At 41.6% G+C, this 18862-nt stretch carries 11 protein-coding genes; 6 read left to right on the forward strand and 5 right to left on the reverse strand.

All coding sequences use genetic code 11. From position 1 onward, the window contains the following. Positions 1-174 precede the first annotated feature (174 nt). Positions 175-3912, forward strand: a complete 3738-nt coding sequence (locus tag ACFX4H_RS20340) for a S8 family serine peptidase (RefSeq protein ID WP_377436094.1) — start codon at positions 175-177, stop codon at positions 3910-3912. A 750-nt stretch (positions 3913-4662) separates the two neighbouring features. Next, the gene (locus ACFX4H_RS20345) at positions 4663-5079 is read left to right on the forward strand and encodes a hypothetical protein (RefSeq protein ID WP_054398629.1); all 417 of its coding nucleotides are present in this window, start codon (positions 4663-4665) and stop codon (positions 5077-5079) included. A 148-nt stretch (positions 5080-5227) separates the two neighbouring features. Here ACFX4H_RS20345 and ACFX4H_RS20350 read toward each other — a convergent pair whose 3' ends face one another. Beyond that, complete coding sequence (locus ACFX4H_RS20350) at positions 5228-6673, reverse strand: aminotransferase-like domain-containing protein (RefSeq protein WP_377436095.1); 1446 nt, start codon at positions 6671-6673, stop codon at positions 5228-5230. Between the two features lie 124 nt (positions 6674-6797). Between ACFX4H_RS20350 and ACFX4H_RS20355 the strand changes: the two genes are divergently transcribed. Further along, a complete protein-coding gene (locus tag ACFX4H_RS20355; RefSeq protein ID WP_377436096.1) occupies positions 6798-7406 on the forward strand; it encodes a LysE/ArgO family amino acid transporter in 609 nt (202 codons plus the stop codon). A gap of 128 nt (positions 7407-7534) precedes the next feature. Here ACFX4H_RS20355 and ACFX4H_RS20360 read toward each other — a convergent pair whose 3' ends face one another. From ACFX4H_RS20360 to ACFX4H_RS20370, 3 genes are all read right to left on the reverse strand, one after another. After that, positions 7535-10507: a DEAD/DEAH box helicase gene (locus ACFX4H_RS20360; protein ID WP_377436097.1), complete on the reverse strand. Its 2973-nt coding sequence runs from the start codon at positions 10505-10507 to the stop codon at positions 7535-7537. Continuing rightward, positions 10500-12125 carry a hypothetical protein gene (locus ACFX4H_RS20365; protein WP_063589682.1) on the reverse strand — a complete coding sequence of 542 codons (1626 nt, stop codon included), beginning with the start codon at positions 12123-12125 and terminating at the stop codon, positions 10500-10502. Before ACFX4H_RS20365 ends, ACFX4H_RS20360 begins: the two co-directional genes overlap by 8 nt. A 491-nt stretch (positions 12126-12616) precedes the next feature. After that, on the reverse strand, positions 12617-13510 hold the full coding sequence (locus ACFX4H_RS20370) for a helix-turn-helix domain-containing protein (protein ID WP_034315727.1): 894 nt from the start codon (positions 13508-13510) through the stop codon (positions 12617-12619). Between the two features lie 547 nt (positions 13511-14057). Between ACFX4H_RS20370 and ACFX4H_RS20375 the strand changes: the two genes are divergently transcribed. Continuing rightward, positions 14058-14375, forward strand: coding sequence for a hypothetical protein (locus ACFX4H_RS20375; RefSeq protein ID WP_034315725.1), 318 nt, complete (start codon positions 14058-14060; stop codon positions 14373-14375). A 28-nt stretch (positions 14376-14403) separates the two neighbouring features. On the opposite strand, the gene ACFX4H_RS20380 is transcribed toward ACFX4H_RS20375, so the two are convergent. Beyond that, complete coding sequence (locus ACFX4H_RS20380) at positions 14404-14547, reverse strand: hypothetical protein (RefSeq protein ID WP_161784898.1); 144 nt, start codon at positions 14545-14547, stop codon at positions 14404-14406. 470 nt (positions 14548-15017) lie between these two features. Here ACFX4H_RS20380 and ACFX4H_RS20385 point away from each other — a divergent pair, with 470 nt between their 5' ends. Both ACFX4H_RS20385 and ACFX4H_RS20390 read left to right on the forward strand, forming a co-directional pair. After that, positions 15018-16454 (forward strand): magnesium transporter CorA family protein, encoded by a 1437-nt coding sequence (locus ACFX4H_RS20385; protein ID WP_377436098.1) that lies wholly within the window; start codon positions 15018-15020, stop codon positions 16452-16454. Between the two features lie 155 nt (positions 16455-16609). Further along, a complete protein-coding gene (locus ACFX4H_RS20390; protein ID WP_377436099.1) occupies positions 16610-18616 on the forward strand; it encodes a penicillin-binding transpeptidase domain-containing protein in 2007 nt (668 codons plus the stop codon). The last annotated feature ends 246 nt before the right edge of the window (positions 18617-18862 follow it).

An 18862-nucleotide genomic window follows, 5' to 3' on the forward strand; every position in this document is an offset into this window, starting at 1 on the left:
TCTTTTTGCCTTTTATCTTATAAATCTAGCGAAATATGAAAAATAATAAAAAAATCCTAGTTCTAAATAGGAAAATAGTGACTATTACCCCTTAAAATCACCCCAAAAGTTGTGATACTTTTATACTCAGTAAGAATATTCCAAAAATTGCTTATTTTAGAGGAGGAAAGTTCATTGATCAAACGTAGCTTGTCCATTCTAGCAATCTTTCTATTAGTATTTACTGCAAGCGTTTCCGCAGCCAAGCTCCCAGATCCCCCGACAGGCTCGGGCGGTGCAGGTAAGAAGAATCAGGAAAGTGTTATTAAGCAGAAGAAAAATGACTTGGGGAAGAAATACAAAAGCAATGAGAAGGTCAGGGTCATCGTAGAGATGAAGGAAGCCCCGGCAATAGAAACGGCTTCGAAAGAAGGGAAGCTTTTTAAACAGTTATCGAAAAGTAAAAAACAACAATTAAAGTCCGAAAAGCTAGCTACTCAGAAGAAATTGAAAAAAAAGGTGAAAGAGAAAAAAATAGCTTTCAAGGAACTTGAAAGTTTTACGACAGTCGTCAATGGATTCAGCGGTGAACTTCAGTATGGTGAGATCAAAAAGGTGGAAGCCATGCCTGAAGTTGCTGAAGTACATATAGCGAATGAATATGAACGTCCTGCAGAAAAACCCGAAATGCTATATAGCAAAGAGCTTGTCCAAGCACAGGAAGCATGGCGGGAATATGGATATAAAGGGGAAGGGATGGTCGTCGGGATTATTGATACTGGAATCGACCCATCTCACCGTGATATGGTCCTGAACGAGGAGAATAAGGCTGAACTGAATGAAAGTGAAATCAGCGCGATGAAGGAATCCAGCCATCTATTAGGCAATTACTATACGGCCAAGGTTCCTTATGGATACAATTACATGGATGAAAATGAAGAAATCCTTGACCTTGGTGAAGAGGCTTCCATGCATGGAATGCATGTGGCAGGTACGGCCGGAGCCAATGGAGATGAAGAGAATGGCGGCATTAAAGGGGTTGCTCCTGAAGCCCAGCTGCTTGCATTAAAGGTCTTCGGAAATGATCCCGACATGCAGACAACATGGGGCGATATATATATTAAGGCGATTGACGATGCCATCATTCTTGGTGCGGATGTGCTGAATATGAGCCTTGGCTCCACTGCAGGCTTTGTATCGGCAGACGATCCGGAGCAGCAGGCGGTATCCAGAGCTGTTGATAATGGGATCCTCATGTCGATTTCAGCAGGAAACTCGGCACACTTTGGAAATGGATTTGCCAACCCATCAGCCTCGAACCCGGATATTGGCGTTTCAGGTTCACCTGGACTTGCTTACGATTCAGTACAAGTGGCATCGGTAGAGAATAATTATATGGATTTGGATGCAGCGACTTATGAAATAAACGGTCAGGCAGGAAAAGCTCCGTTCATGTCGGCTTCAAGCGTGCATCCCAATGCCTTGAAGGATAAATCACATGAATTGGTGGCTGCTGGTCTTGGGACACCAGAGGAGCTTTCCAAAGTGGATGTTAAAGGCAAGTTCGCCCTCATCGAGCGCGGCACGCTTACTTTTATAGAAAAGGCGCAAAATGCCCAGGCAGCAGGAGCGACAGGTGTCATTATTTACAATAATGCTGACGGATATATTTCCATGGCTACAGATCCTAGCATCACCATTCCCCAGCTGTTCATGTTGAAATCGGATGGTGCAAAGCTGAAAGCGGCCTTAGCGGATGGCGAAAAGGTGACGATTACCTTTAATGGTGATAAAACAAAAGCTGTAAATCCAGAAGCAGGGAAAATGAGCTCATTCAGCTCATGGGGAGTCGCACCGAACTTGGATTTCAAACCGGAAATCACCGCTCCGGGCGGACAAATTTATTCAACGCTGAACAATGATGAATATGGAATGATGAGCGGTACTTCGATGGCGGCGCCGCATGTTTCCGGCGGCTCGGCACTGGTTCTTGAAAGAGTGGATAAAGACTTTAAATTAGAAGGATCGGCCCGGGCTAATTTAGCGAAGAACCTGATGATGAATACATCAAAACCATTAACGGATCAGGGGGTCGTCAATAAGGCCCTTGACTGGAAAAACCCTTACTCGCCTCGCAGGCAGGGAGCCGGGGTCATGCAGCTGCAATCCGCATTGTCCACACCTGCTGTCGTGACCGAGGCATTCACGAAAGAAGCGAAGGTTGCCATGAAGGAGGTCGGCAATAAGTTCGCCTTTACTTTAAAGGTTGAAAACTTCAGCAACAAAGCAGTCAAGTATGATGTAAAAGGAAATATCCAAACAGACTATGCAATCCAGGGACAACTGGGCTATTCCGCTAACGAGCTGGAAGCACAGGAAATTAAGAACGCTACGATTAAAATCAATAATAAAAATACAAATAAGATTACCGTTCCTGCAAAAAAATCGATTACATTCGAAGTGAAAGTGGACATATCCGATGCAAAGGTACTTGGTGATGACCTTCAAACTCTTGTAGATATTGACAAGGTGTTTCCAAACGGCTATTTTGTTGAAGGGTTCATCTCATTGAAGGATCCAGCCGATACGAATCCGGAACTGAATGTACCGTATGTAGGATTTAAAGGGGAATGGGACAAAGCCCCGATCCTGGATGGCACCAAATATGACAAAGAATCTTTCTATGGCATGGCAGGGGGAGTATCAACAGCAGGTGAAGATTTCACGTATCTTGGCTATGACCCTGCGGGGAAAACCTTCAATGGCAAAAAAATCGCGATTTCCCCAAATGGCGATGGTGCACAGGATGACTTCGTGCCTGTCCTATCATTCTTAAGGAATGCGAAAAAGGTAGAATACAATATATTGAATGGTGAAACCAAATCAGTCCGGAAACTTCGCACAGAGAATAATGTACGCAAGGACTATTATGATGGCGGACTAGGGACCGCATACACGCTGGATCCGGCCCGTAAATGGGACGGTAAAATCAATAATGCACTCGCTAAGGATGGGGTCTATTATTTTGAAATCAAAGCGATGATAGATTACGAGGGTGCAAAATGGCAGACGGTTAAAATGCCAATCAAAATCGATACGGTAAAGCCGACGGTCAAGATTTCGAAAAAAGGCAATGTTTTAACCATCCAAGGTAAGGATAATTTGAATGGTTCAGGGCTTGCTTATTACGATGTACAAGTCGATGGAGCATCCATCATGGAAGAGCCGCTCCCGGCTAATGCTAAACAATTCACCCTACCTGATGTAAAAGGGGAAAAGGTTCAGGTTGTGGCAATCGACTATGCAGGTAATGAGAAAACGGCTGAAACCGAATTGGCCGGTGATTCGGCTCCAATCGATAATCATGCACCAGCTGTAAAGATCAAGAGTCCTGAAGCCTTGAGCGTGAACAATAAAAATAAAATCAAAATAACAGGAGAAATTGAAGAAGCGTCGGAAATAAAGGAATTTAAAATCGACAATAAAACGGTACCTGCAACGTATAACAAAACGAATAAAAAATATGAATTCTCATATGAAAAGAAATTCGAAGATGGTGTCCAAAGCTTCACCATTAAAGCAACCGATAAATGGGATAACACGGTTTCCTTTAAAAGGACGATAATGGTCGATGCAACAAAGCCAGGTTTAAAAGTTAAAGGCGTACCGGAAACTGTGGGATTCAAAGGCAAAAATCCAAAAGTGGACGTGACGGTAGAAGATAATTTCGATGAAATCCGCCTTTACCTGAACGGAAGTGAAATATTCTATCATGAATTCAAGGAACCATACAAAATGCGTTCCTATAAGAAAAAGATAGAGGATTTGGAACTGCCGCTTAAGACTGGCAACAACAAGATTGAATTTAAGGTGACCGATCTTGCAGGAAATGAATCGAAGAAATCCTTTAACATCAATAAAGCAAAAAAATAAACGAAAGGCAGCCCTCTTATTCAAGAGGGCTGTTTTTTGTGGACATAATTGATTTTACCTGCATCTTTTGAGGGTTAGAACAATGCTAACGTTGATTGGAACGTAGGGCACTTGCCTTCCGCGTGAGGTCCGGGAAGCCTTCTCGGCGCTCCTTTGCGCCTGTGGGGTCTCCCTTTGACACTCTATTCCTGTAGGAGTCCCGAACAACCGCCAATCAACTGGAATGCCTTTTTTTATGAAAACTTTAGGAAAACTCGCTTTTACTTATACAAGATGGGGTTCGGAATGGACCCTCCGAGATTATAAAAAGAAATCTTGGTTATCCTTCATGAATTTTTACCTTTTTATAAGGAATGAAACCTCATTAAATTGAAGAAATTTGCGACACTCCTGCCGAATAACTGGCTAGCCGAGACCCCACAGACGCTTGCGTCGAGGAGGCTTGGCAGACAGTCGGCGGAAAGGGAGCGAATTTCTGAAATAAGCCGGAACGTTTTCAAAGAAAAAAACAGTAGGCATACTCGCTTTCTTCTAACTACAGTATGGGCTCTCTTATCCAATTGGGCTGTTTTTGCCCAATATTATTTCCGGATTTTGAATTCTTTCGTGCTGATTTTGGAAATGGTTTGCTTTGTTTTCACCGTGTTAATATGGAAATCTCTTGGTGAGGAAGTTTTTTCATTATCCGGCAGGTATATCGAATAGGATAAAAGAATTAGGTATAAAGGGTTTATTAAAAGGAGGGTATCTATGAATTATAAGAAGAAATCTAGCAATAAAGTAACTAGTATTGCAATTACAGTGAAATTCGAAAGGAGAGGAAGCGACAGGTCATATCTTACAAAAACGAGTTTCTTTGATGCACTTCAGCACGTCCATTCTCCCTTTGAAAAGGATCCCCGTTCAGATTCACCCTATCAGGATTTTCCTCTATGTCAGGAGGTAACCCTTTCTTTTTTTGAAAGAGGTGCTAAAACATCTATTAATTATGACCCCCACCAAGGAAAAATCATCATTGAGGAAAGTTCAGAGACTTATCAGCTGAATAAAGGGGAGGCGCTTACTGCAATCCTCGATCATATTATGATCAATCATGGCTATCACCATTCTTTTTTCATCATCCAGCAAAAAGAGCGGAACGTAAAAATGAAAGCAGCTACGCCATGAAATCCCAAACATTTATAGGCAGGACGTTGTAAGGTATGAGATATCCGAATAATTCATACGAAAAGTTACTTTACTCAATAAGCATGGAGCTGCCACGGCAGCTCCATTAATGTTTCGCCATGATGAGCGTTTCCTATCCTTGGAGATGTCAAACCAAGCGCCGAATGATCTTTGAAAGGGTTTGGATGCCATAAGCTAATTGTTCCTCCGAGGCGTATGAATATGAAAGCCGTATATGTGTATGGTTATTTGGTTCGTATATGTATCCCGGATTAAGAAGTATGTTTTCCTTTATCGCTTGCTTGAAAAGGTTTGGATTCACGATGGGTTTACATAATTTCAGCCATATATAAAATCCGCCTTGAGGTATTTGCCATTCGGCCAGCCCTTTAAAATATTGATTGAGAAGAGTTAATGTAAAATCCCTGCGTTCCTTCAACTTTTGCCTTAGCCACTCTAAATGCTTAGAATATTGACCATTTGCTAACCATTCTGCCACAAGGTGTTGGGAAAGTGCACTGGAACCGTAATCCATTTGCATTTTGATGTCCGCTAAACGTTCAATCACAGTTATGGGGCCAGCAATCCAGCCGATGCGCAATCCTGGGCTTAAAGTTTTGGACATGCTGCCAATGTGCAATACAAGGCCATCTGCATCAAGGGATTTTAATGGCGGCGGCGGTTCCTCATCAAACCACAAATCACTATATACGTCATCTTCAATAATCGGGATCTGTTCTTTTTTGCATAGTGATAGGAGGTTAAGTCTTTCTTCTTTTGACCATGTAGTATTCGTTGGATTGTTAAACGTTGGGACAGTATAAAACAGTGACGCTTTCTTCCTTCCATTGATGCGCTTCATTTGTGTCGGGATACTTTCACGTCCTTGTTTTGATAAACCTACTAAATGCATGCCCGCAGATTGAAAAGGGTGGACGGAATTTAAATAGGAAGGGGACTCATGTAAAATCATCGATTCCTTTTGAAGTAAACCTACTGAAATCAACTGGAGTGCCTGAAGCCCGCCAGAAACGACCATGAGGGAGCTGGGACTTGAGTTGATCCCTTTTGTTTCTAAATAAACACTTATACATTGGCGAAGTCTCTTGTCACCCTTGGGTTCGGAATATCCCAATGAGTGTGCATCAAAGGAAGTGGATCGCAACGTCTTTTCGATTTGCTTTGTAGGCAATAGCGCTGGAGATAACTCACCAGTGCCTAATCTGATGATGGCAGTGTCCGTTTCATACTGATTAATATCCTGAATCGTTTTTAAATTAGGTTCATGAAGGCCATTCCGTACATAGTTTTTCCAGTCGGGCTGTTTGCTGGAGACGAGCACATTCCATGTATTATTGGAAACGAATGTGCCAGACCCAAGCTTAGTTTCCAATAATCCATCTGCAATCAACTCATCTATGGCTGTGATGATGGTACTTCGGTTTACGCCAAATGAGTCGGCCAATGAGCGTTGTGATGGAAGCTTAGTGTCAACTGGCCATTCCCCCCGTGTAATTTGTTGTTTGATCCAATCTACTATTTGTTGGTGAAGTGATTGCGCGGAAGACCGGTTTGGTCTCCATTCGATAAACATACGAAAACCACTCCTTTCATGTTCTATATTCATTATAAATTGGTTGGTTTGAAGACCAACCAATTGGAGGGTCAATTCCTTTGTTTTATTCATTATACTGAATATGAGGGAAGGGGGTATTCATATGGGGCCATTTTTTCATGGATTATTATTGGCATTAGGGCTGATACTTCCATTGGGAGTGCAAAATATTTTCATTTTTAATCAAGGAGCAATCCAACCTACAATAAAAAAAGCATTGCCAGCAACGATCACAGCTGCAATTTGTGATACGGTGCTCATTCTGTTAGCTATTTTAGGTGTTTCGTTGATTGTCATGCAATACGATTGGTTGCGCCTTACATTAATCATAATCGGCGTTATATTTTTATTGTATATGGGCTTTCAGATTTGGTTTGCCAAATCAAACTCACAGTCAGGTGTCCAATCCATGCAGATGTCGACAAAAAAACAAATTGTATTTGCTTTATCCGTATCATTACTGAATCCGCATGCAATCCTGGATACGATAGGTGTAATCGGTTCGAGCTCACTTGTTTATTCAGGAAAAGATAAAATGATTTTCACCATGACGTGCATCTTTGTGTCATGGTGCTGGTTCCACGGATTATGTCTTGCGGGACGATTGCTGAAAAAGGTTGATACATCTGGAAAATTCCTTGGAATATTAAATAAAATTTCTGCAATCATCATTTGGCTCACAGCCCTCTATATGGTGAAGTCGCTTTTTTGAATCAATAAACGTTTTCGAACCAAACGATGCCATGTATAACAGGACGCCTATGTATAAAAAAAGGGGAATGCATATTTATATGCATTCTCCTTTTTTTGCCCTCAATCATCTTCTATCGTGAAATCAGGTTATTGAAGAGCGACCAAGTCCTTGATTTCCTCTGTGGAAAGTTCGGTGATCCAGTTGTCACTGCTGATGATTTCGTCGTTCAGGGCTTGCTTTTTATCAAGCATCTGGTCGATTTTTTCTTCCAGGGTCCCTGTGCAGATTAGCTTATGAACGTGAACGAAACGCTGTTGACCAATTCTGTAAGCACGGTCGGTGGCTTGATTTTCAACAGCTGGGTTCCACCAGCGATCATAGTGAATCACGTGGTTTGCTTCTGTAAGATTAAGACCCGTGCCGCCTGCTTTCAATGAGAGTATGAAAATAGGGAATTCCCCATCTTGGAATCGGGTGATCATTTCATCACGTTGCTTCTTGTTCGCACTCCCATTCAGGAATGGCACTTCAAAGCCATATCGTTTTTCCAGCAATTCTTTAATCATATTGCCCATCCCGATATATTGTGTGAAAATGAGACAGCTTTCATCCTGTTCGCGGACCGCATCGATAAGCTCGGTCAGCTTCTCGAGTTTGCCTGATCGGTTAGGTGCCTTCATGATGTTTTCCTTTTCCGTCTCTTTTAAGTAAAGAGCTGGATGGTTGCAAAGTTGCTTTAGCTTATTCAGCATCTGGAGGATGATGCCTTTTCTTTCAAAGGCAGACAGTTGTTCGATATCAGTGAATGTATCTTTAATCAGTTGTTCATACAACGATGCTTGCTCGGTGGTAAGCGGTACGAATTCCTTTTGTTCTTGCTTATCCGGAAGATTAAGAGCGACTTCCTTATCGCGTTTTGTACGGCGAAGCAAAAATGGCTGTATCAAACGCTGCAATTCCTTGATTTTATCCTTCTGTTCATCACGCTCAATGGTCGCCACATATTTTTCCTGAAACTGACCTAGCGTTCCGAGATAACCTTTGTTGATGAAGTCGAAAATCGCCCATAGCTCACTTAAACGGTTTTCCATCGGCGTACCCGATAAGGCGATATGATGTCTGCCATTTAGCTTTCTGACCGCCTTGGATTGCTTCGTTTGGGCATTCTTGATGTTTTGTGCTTCATCAAGGATAACACTGCTCCAATGGATGGAGGTCAGTTCAGCCACATCTTGGTGGGTCAGTCCATATGATGTTAAGACAATATCATGATCGGCTGCCAGTTTAGTAAATGCCTCACCTTTAGCACGATTCGATCCGTAGTGTAGGTGAACTTTAAGTGATGGAGCGAATTTTTCCAATTCTTTTTGCCAGTTGCCAAGTACCGATGTCGGGCAGACGATGAGCGCCGATTGTACAGGGACGGATTCAGGGGCAGTGGCAATGACCTCAGCCTCATCACTGCTCTCTGTGCCGCGATCCTCTTCGACGATGATCGGTTCACTCTTTTGTTCATCCTTGGGCGCAGTGGGCAGCTCTTTACCGACCATTTCTTTGCCTTTCACATGAAGCAGATAGGCAATCATCTGGACGGTTTTTCCAAGTCCCATATCGTCGGCTAGACAAGCACCAAAACCATGCTCCCTTAAAAAAAGGAGCCAGCTCATGCCCAGTTTTTGATAAGGGCGTAAATCACCTTGAAGTGCATTAGGGACGGGCAGGATGGATATGTTTTTGGTTTCCCTGAGCCTTCCCACCATTTTACGGAGCTCCTGGTTCAATTCAAATTGAATCCGGAGCATTTCGTCGTTTTCAGAATCGACATCGCCATCTTCATTCACGCCATTCAACAGTTCCTGCTGCAGCAAGTCAGTCAGTTGGATGCCTTTTTCATTCGCTGTTTCCATCAGCTCCTGTATTTGCTTAATGAAAGCAGGGTCAAGCTTGACCCATTGGCCGCGGATGAAGACAAGCCGCCTTTTTTCATTGACGAGCTCCTCGAACTCCGCCTCAGTGAGCTCCTTGCCATTTAATGAGAACCGCCAATCAAAGTCCATTAAAGCTTTTAACCCGACATAAGAAGGGCCGCGGTTCGATTGGCTCTTCACTTTCGCTTTGACCTTCAATGAGGACTCCTTCAAGGCAAGCCACCACGATGGAAGGAGAATTTCGACGCCAAGAAATAAGAGCTTTTCGCTTGCATCGGTCAAGAACTCCCATGCATCCGTTTCTGAAATCTCCCTTTTCAGACGGCCATTCTCCCCAAGCCAGGGCACGACGAGTTGCCAGCGTTTCGTAGCACGCACCACATCACTTGCATACTTATTCCAGCCGCGCGGAAGTTTTTTTCCTGTATATGTTTCAATGATATTCTCATCCTTTTTGGAACGAAGGGTAACATCGAGCATCCAAGGCCCGTTGCCATCTGGAGGCTCAGTTAAACGGAGACCTATAGTGAATGGTTTGGGATCGGGCAGGGTACCGAGCCATTCCTGCCAGCTGTCCTTGTCAAAAAAGGCCTGCAATTCTTCGGGAGAAAGTCGAGTATCCTTTAATGCCCCGACGGCTTCACTCCATTTATGCTGCATGGGTGAATAGTTTTTTAAATACATATTAGCGGCACCGTTATACCACTTTTCGATAAAAGTACGGTTGGTTTCCAGTTCAGGTGAAGGAAGATCCAATGATATTTCTTCTTCCCAAAAGGAAGGGACGAATTCCTCTTCCACTTCCTCCGGCAGCTTCCAGCCGATGGAGTCCAATTGAAGATTGGTGAAATCCGGTACGGGGATTCCAGCTTCTATGGATTCATGAAGAACGGGCGCTGCTGACAGGCAAAGGGAGGATATTTCGGACCATTCCCATTCTATGAAGGAGTTAAAGCTTTCCCTCGCAAAAAAGTTGAGAAGTCCCCAAGCGTCAAGAATGAATACTTGATTTCCATCCACTATATCCGTAGTCATTTTAGTTCCATAAAAGCTTGCGTCATCCCAGTTGAATAACAGCCTGCGAATGTGATTCGTGGTGAGGAAGGTATTCTCTTCATTGACGACACCAAGGGCGTAAGTTCCGTTTTCGAGAGCGGCTATTTTGATTTTTAATTTCCCTGGATTAAACATCGATAAGCTTACCCCTTTTTAGTTCTTCTTGGAAAGCGCGAAGCCGTTTGGTCGAATCTGCTACATAAAGTATATACCGTTCGAATACGTCTTCCTTTTTGCTCTTTTTATAGATGGTGCGCATCCTTTTCAAATAACGGACAGCTTGCTTATAAGCAGGCCGGTTTTTCAAAGAAACTTTTTCCTGGACCGCATGATAATAAAGGGGCAGGATTAGTTCCGGTTCTTTTGATACCACTTCTTTGATGGATTCACTGCTGATTAAGTCAATGCTGATTTCCGAGTAAATATGCATCTCCACCCATTTTTTGTATTGTCCTTGTTCAAAAAGGAAATTTGCATAGTTCCAATAGCTGTGCGGAAGGGTGGCCCTGTAAAATTTCTCAAGCAAATCGGTCCGTTTTAATTTATAACAGCAACTGTTAATTAAAGTCGTAAAGGTCCGGACGAAATCTACCCGTTTATAATAATCGGATAGACCGGCAAGGAATTCCTGGACATTATTATTGATGAATTCAATGAAAGGGATGGCCCGTGCCCGGTTTTCAGATTCAGCCAGGAGATTCAGCCAATAAAAAATGTATGGACAGGCATCCTTCTTCAATTCATGGAGAAGCTCAATCGCTTGTTTATCATGGTTTTCCAAAAGGGATAGGTGAATGGCTGCGAGGATATAGGACGTCCTCTCAGTGGTGCCCATATACTTCTCGGGAAGTTCTTTATTGATTCGTTCAAGTTCCTCTTTACGCCATGAGGAGTTGGAGAATAAGTAGCTCCATATCTCCCGGTAGAGGTCGATCTTTTCATATTCGAGGCCTTCCCCTCCATCCAGCAGTTTAGCTACATCTTCCTTGATGCTGAAAACGAAGGGGTCAAAGGCGAAGGGCCGCGCTTGCCTGCTTAGCGGCTGTACCGTTTCATGCAGCTCTTCTGCCAAGTCGACGGCAAGTGCATAAAAGACCCTGATCGTTTGCGTCTCACTTTTATGCAGCTGAATCATTCTCAGTGTCTGCTGCATCGTGCAAAATTGCGTAACGAAATGATAAAGCAACTTCCATTCCCTTTCCATTGGAGCTTTTGAGCTAAGGCGTTTAAAGTAAGTTTGTATATGATTTTCGATCATGTAAGTAGCCTCGCCTATATGGGGCTCGACATGTTCCGCAAAGGCATCATTCACGAATTGCTTCCATGATGGATAGCTTTTATCTAAGGTGATGGATCTCCCCGCCGCCTGTTTAAGTAATTCACTTGCCGGTTTCACCTGCTGCAGTGCTTGCGCCGCTGAGGCGTTTTTAGGTGCTTTCCAATCGCCCAGCCATTCGGAAACACTAGCGTGTTCGGAATATGCAGAAAAGAAAACGGCCATTTGATGCCGGCAAATGAACCTTGAATCACATGTACAGCTTCCATCCTGTGGGGAGAGCAGATTCAGCCTGGACTTAAATCGTGTCTCTTCCTGTACCTCAGCTGCAATCGTATCCACCGCTTCTTCTTTAATATCAACGAGCCCCTGACGGTATAACTGGAGCCCTTGATTCACCACATCCGAATCTTCCGGATCCCCGGCCTCCAAAAATTCCGCCAGCCGCTCCCCAACTAACAACAACTCCCGCTCCATACTCTCCTCCTTCAGGGACCAGCCCTAGTTATATATTTTTGTATGATCATGAACCATCAGTTCTTAACTTTTCGTAATTCCCATCCCGGCTTTGTGTATATATGATCGAATGCCGGACTATGGCCGTTCTCTTTACGTTCTATTCGATTTAATCACTGCTTCTTGCCGTTATATTCATAAATACCCTGTAAAAGTCAATATCGTCAAAAATCCGCATGAATATAAGCGGTTCGGATATAAACAGGAATAACCGGCATTCACGATGAACATGCTTGGAATCCTTCATCCTCATTAGCTTCACAAGACTAAGTGATGAGGGGCCGGAACCCTTTTTTAATGTGCGTTTTTTGAAGCATCTCTTTATTATACTTCATTTTGGCTTGGAATTTAAAATGTAGAATAGAGGTTTTGAAAATGATGAGTGTGAGATTATACATATTCTTGGTTAATGGGAAGAGCCATTCCCGCGGGAATGGCTCTAAAATATGAAATTAGTTAATTTTCATTTCATTCTTCCAACTGTCCAACTTTTTGTTGATGAATGTAACAAAGGTATGATTTTTTTGTAAATCGAATAGAAAAGCTGACTTTTCCAAGTACTCTTTTGCCTCTTCAAAGTTACCTACGAGTTCAAAATTATACCCTAAATGGTAATGTAAATCCGCTAAAGCATATAATTGGTCATGTTCGAGGCACCACTTTATGGCATCTTGGCAGCAGGCAATGGACTCTTCGTATCGGACCAGGCGTGTTAACACTCTGCCGAAATTATAGGATAGACGTGTCTTAAGCGTTTTATCCGTCAAAAAGGGCAGGGCTTTCAAGTGATCTAAAGCTTTCCGTAACAAGGCGAATGCATTTTCGTACTGTTCTTCGGCAACATACATTACACCAAGGCTGCTTAAGATTTCAAGCTCCCGTTCCGAATAAATTTTGTCTGTCGTATGGGTAATGGCTATGGCCTGATTAATGAAATCGATGGCTTTATCTAAATCTTTATTTTTTTCATATTCGTATATTCCCTTGTGCCAAAGAATCAATTGATGATTCTTTTTATTCTGAAGAAAGAGGGGACTGTTTTCCTCGGCCTTTACAATTTGCTGCATTTCCTCATAATTTCGGGTTCTTCTGGCTATTTTTAATTGATAAATCACTTCTTCCACGTAATCCAGCCTAGGGGTCATTCCAATATCGAAAAAATAGTTTACATCAACGCCTAAACGTTGGGAAATTAAATAGAGAGTGGATGCATATGGATAGACATCGCCCTTTTCAATCTTACTGATCTGTGCTTGTGTACAAATACCGGTTGCCAACTCTTCCTGGGAAAGCCCGATTTGTTTACGTAGCTCTTTGATCTTTTGTCCAACTGCAAAAAAATCCATTTTGATTCTCCTTAAAATATGCCTAGAGTTATATTTTGTTATGAAAAATCGGTGAAAGCGGTATGTACAGGTCCTGAACGGTTTAAATAGATTCTTTAGTCGAAATATATGGTTTAAAGAAGTGTGGTTAAATATAACTATAGAATTTATTTCTATTTTAACCAATATTTTTTTAAAAGAAAAGGAGGAATGACCTATGAAAAAAAGTACTAAAGCATTAGTCGTATCTTTTCTTATCATCGCTGCTTTTGTTATTGTCCCAAGCGAATTACCAGGCCTTTACGCAGAACTTCCAGGTTTATATAAATAAGTAAATGAAGCTTACTATTACTGATTCAAGCATCTTCAATTGAAGATGTTTTTTTATTATCATTTTTGATTGATTATTCTTTTGCGCATATTCCTGTAGTTATAATTATCTATGAATGGGGAGTGTAAGGTCCATTTGGTAGGCGTGGAAGAAACGTGAGGGTAGTTTGTAACGCCTATTTCCTTTTAATGATTTTGTTATAGTGTAAATAACAAAACGGAGAGAGGTGTAAGGTTAATGATTGATATTAATATGAAAGTTCAACCCTCTTTTTACGATGATGAATGTGCCATTGTGTTTTCTTTTTATTTTGATAAGGCAACAAGGAATATTGGCGAAGCTGTGGTGTACACATGCCAAAAATCAGATGAAAAAGAATACAGCCAAGATCATATAGATACAGATGTACAAGAAAAAATCGCCTATATTAAAGAGTTTTCCATTGCGGATGAATATCAGGCAACCTCAATGAAGAAAATTAAACATTTTTTGAATGTAATCGGTATCAAAAAATGTGTGAAGCATAACCTTCAGGGAAATGAAATCGCATTTTAAACGATAAAAACTCATGACATCCCATATGTCATGAGTTTTTATCATTTAAATGAGTGTTTTGAGCATTCATTTTCTTTTTGATGAAATCGCTCAATTGTTTCCTTTCACTTGGTTTAGCGTTATTTGCTCTTTCAAAAAATTTAAAGTGTTGTTTATTTCTATCGGATTTCATGATGTCTCTCCTTTGCATTTTTTATTTACCCATTTTTTTTTAATTAAAACGTGATTTCCTCATAAAGGGATAAGAATAATGAGCCAATAGATCACAAATTATTCCTAGAGTTATATTTTCATCTGTCAATCCCTGCATATAAGGATTAATTAGATGATAATAAGTGGTAAAGCCTAAATATGGGAGAATTTCGAGTTTTATCATACTTTAAAAAAATGCTAAAATGGTCCGAATATCGGATTTTTCATTAGAAACATCAGTTTCTAGTACCCTAAAGTGAAGAGGGTTGAAGAACTCTTTTCGATGGCCCCCGAGCACTTGCTTGGGGGATCTTTTTGTTTTTTTTTGGATAATTTGTCCACTTTATTTCTATATTATGTTTCGTTTTGTTTGTATATACGTGGGTAAATATAAGAAACAAGATGAATTAAACCTGTGTTTATAGCAGTTTAATCGGAGGAATATACTTTATGGATGTGAAAGTGAAGAATGATCCCACGAAGCGAACTTTCCAGCAGTTCATTTTTCCCTTTACACTTGAAGGAAAAATGATTGAAAAGTTTGTTGAAAAATTGCTTGAGGACAATTTCGTTTTTTTGAACTTGAAAGATATGGAACAACAAAATCAATTTTACGGCGGCCATAAAGTTTCACACCGTAAATTGGAAAAGTATTTCATGCCATACATCGAGCCGATTTTATTTCCGGGTCATGCAAAACAGAAGGAAGGCTTGCGGCGTTTCACGAAAAAATTGGATATTGATTGTACCTTCGAATCACCCTATCTAAATACCCCATTTATTATTAACTCTATAGATATCTTCATATGCCCATTTCATATCGGCATGATGAATCTTCGTGTTACTTTACCTGAAGGGCTTTCACATAATGATGTGCTCTATTTTGGTGATACATTTAGAATCCTCGAACCGATTGCTGATGATGAAGAAAAAACGAAAGTTGGCTGCCGGGAAAATCAGTATGAACAAGTGAAGGATTTCATCTTCAATGAACTCTTGCCGCCTATTGAGGAATATATGGATGAAGAACAAGCGGATCCGACCTATTTTGGGAGTTTGCCCTTTTTCATTGATGAAAGAATGTATGTGATCAGTTATACGGCATTCCCTGAGAATCGTGATATTTCTAAAAGTGATTTATTCCGGATCAGTGAGCTGAACGGGTATGACAATGATGGTGAGCCATATATAGGCGCATTAAACCCTGATTATATAGAAAAGTATTATCAAGAAAGGGTATATGACAGGTGGGGCAAGGAAACCTATTATGTAACTAGCATGTATCATTTCGCGTGTGTCACGAAAGCGACAGGTAAACTGGAACAAGAACTGGCAAGCGAAATGTACGGCCAGCATTTTTATACATTGTTGCTTTTCTTCTATTATAAGATCGTACTGCTTAAATTGGCTCATGAACATTCCCAGATTGATGTGGAAAAAGATCAATCGGATACAGAACAGCTGATTTTCATGATCACTCAGTTTTCTGCAAAGTACTTATTCACTGAAGTGAATAGTACGGCAATCGGTAAAGAGCTTTTCAAAAAAACGGATGAAACCTTCAGGATTGCCCCTCTCTACAGTGAAGTGAAGGAAACACTTTCCTACCTTTATCAAAATCAGGATAAACTGTCTGGGAAAAGAAGTAATTATCTTTTGCAGATACTAACGATTTATACGGTGATCTCCGGGATATTCGGAATGAATCTATATATTGAAGATTGGAAAGGGAAATTGCCATGGAAAGCGTATATGGATTACAGCTTATACGAATGGGTAGCTGTCATTGTAACGACAAGCGGACTCATCATTTCGGCCATCCTCGGCTTCATCTTCCTGAAAAAATGGCTGCAAGAGAAAAAAAGCCGAAAAAAAAGAATGCTTTAAAGTAAAGTCCTGTACACGATGTACAGGACTTTTGTTTTAGAAAAAACATGGTTAAATTAGAAAAATGAAGAAATTCGGCATACGAAATCCCCCATTCCCCTAATATTTTGCTAAACTATAGGTATATCACTCTAACTATTCATTAGGAGGAAATCATGAAGAAACTAGCTTTAGTTTCCAGCTTATTGTTGATGAGCGTATTGTTCCTGGCAGGTTGCTCGGATGAGCCAAGTCCGGAAGAGCGCTTTGCGGCATACACGAAGCTTTGGAATAAACAAGATTTTACGAAGATGTACGAGTATCTGTCACCTGAGACAAGGAAAGAAATCAGTGCGGATGAATTTGAGAAGCGTTATGAAAAAATCTATACGGGCATTGAAGCCGACCAATTAAAGGTGGACTATAAACAGCCAAAAGAAGAAAAAGATCATAAAGATGGAGAAAAGGTAAGCCTTGCATATACCGTAGATATGTCCACTATGGCGGGCGCAGTCAGCTCTGACCATAAAGCGACACTTGTCAAGGAAGGGGAAGGCGAGGAAGAAAATTGGTACATCGAGTGGGATGAGAGCTACATATTCCCTCAATTGGAAGCTGGTGAGAAGGTATCGGTTGAATCGTATCCAGCCATTCGCGGGGAAATTGTCGATCGAAATGAACGCGGCCTCGCCATGAATGGAACGGTGGCAGAAGTGGGAATCGTGCCAGAGAAAATGGCCAACGAATCCGAAACGGTTAAAAAGGTCGCTGGAATCCTCAACATGTCCACTGAAGAAGTGAATCAGAAATTAAAACAAACATGGGTAAAGCCAAGCTATTTCGTGCCCATCAAGAAAATGTCAAATGATAATAGCGCAACTTTGGAAAAGCTATTGAGCATTGCCGGGGTATCTGTCAATAATACGGAAGAGCGCATATATCCGTATAAAGAGGCCACTGCCCATCTAATCGGATATGTCGGTGAGGCATCGGCCGAGGACCTGGAGAAATTGAAAGGAAAAGGATATACCGCAAGTGATGTTATTGGCAAGCGAGGTCTTGAGGAAGTGTTGGAAGCGCGGCTTAAAGGCAAACCTGGCGGTAAAATCTTCATTAAAACCGAAGATGGCGAAGAAAAGGTGATTGCTGAAAAGCCTGCTGAAGAGGGAGAAACAATTACATTGACTATCGACGCCGAGCTTCAAAAGGATATCTTCAAGCAATATAAGAACGAAACTGGATCGGCATCGGCAATTGATCCGAAGACAGGCGAAACGCTTGCACTTGTTTCAAGTCCGTCATTCGATCCTAATAAGTATATTTTCGGAATAACGAAAGCAGAACAAAAAGCGCTTGAAGAAGACCCGAAAAAACCACTTCTGAACCGTTTCAGTTCGACGTATGCACCTGGTTCAACCATTAAGGCCCTCACTGCGGCGATCGCCTTGAAAAATGGTGTGGATCCGAAAGAGTCGATCAATATCCAAGGGAAAACGTGGGCCAAATCGACATGGAAAGATCATTCCATTACAAGGGTTTCGGACCCTGGAGTTCCAATCGATATGGAAAAGGCATTAATTTATTCAGACAACATTTACTTTGCCCAAAAAGCTCTCGGGCTTGGAAAGGAAAAATTCACGAATGGACTCAAGGCTTTCGGATTTGATGAGTCTTTGAATTATGATTATCCGATCAAAGCATCGAGCATCGGCAAGATCGACAGTGAGGGGAGATTGGCAGATGCTGGATATGGTCAAGCGCAAGTTCAAATGAGCACGCTCCACCTCGCCATGACCTATTCAGCCTTCTTGAATGAAGGAAACATTCCTGCACCTTTCTTAATAACAGGAGATAAAATAGAAAAGAAAATATGGAAAGAAAATGCGATATCAGCAGACCAAGCGAATCAGGTCACCAAGATGCTGACACAAGTAGTGGAGCATCCTAAGGGAAGCGGACATGGAATAGCTGATCTTGGCATCAAAATCGCTGCCAAAACGGGAACTGCTGAAATCAAGGCATCCAAAAACGCGGACGGAACAGAAAACGGCTGGTTTGTTGCCATGGACACAGAAGACCCGGAACTTCTCATGGCATGGATGATGGAAGATGTTAAAGGACGAGGCGGCAGCCATGTCGTTGTCGACCAAATGAAACCGGTGTTGAAGAAGTATTTAAAGTAAAGCAAAAAGTCACCCATCTTGAACTGGGCAAGCATTTAAACATTAAAAAGCAGGACATTGGCTTCTTCCATGTCCTGCTTTATTTTGGTTGTGTTCTAATTTATGGCGGCAATGAAGCTGGATTTGAAGGAGAATGGGTCGTGCATACAGAATGTAAAAAGGGAGTTCAATAACTTGCTAGTATACTCGGGACGTCCTGAAATCATGATGTTTACAGAGTGACATCATCCAGGCCGTTATGTTACC

Origin of the sequence: Peribacillus sp. YIM B13477, from assembly GCF_042787955.1 — a bacterium.
GTDB lineage: Bacteria > Bacillota > Bacilli > Bacillales > DSM-1321 > Peribacillus > Peribacillus frigoritolerans.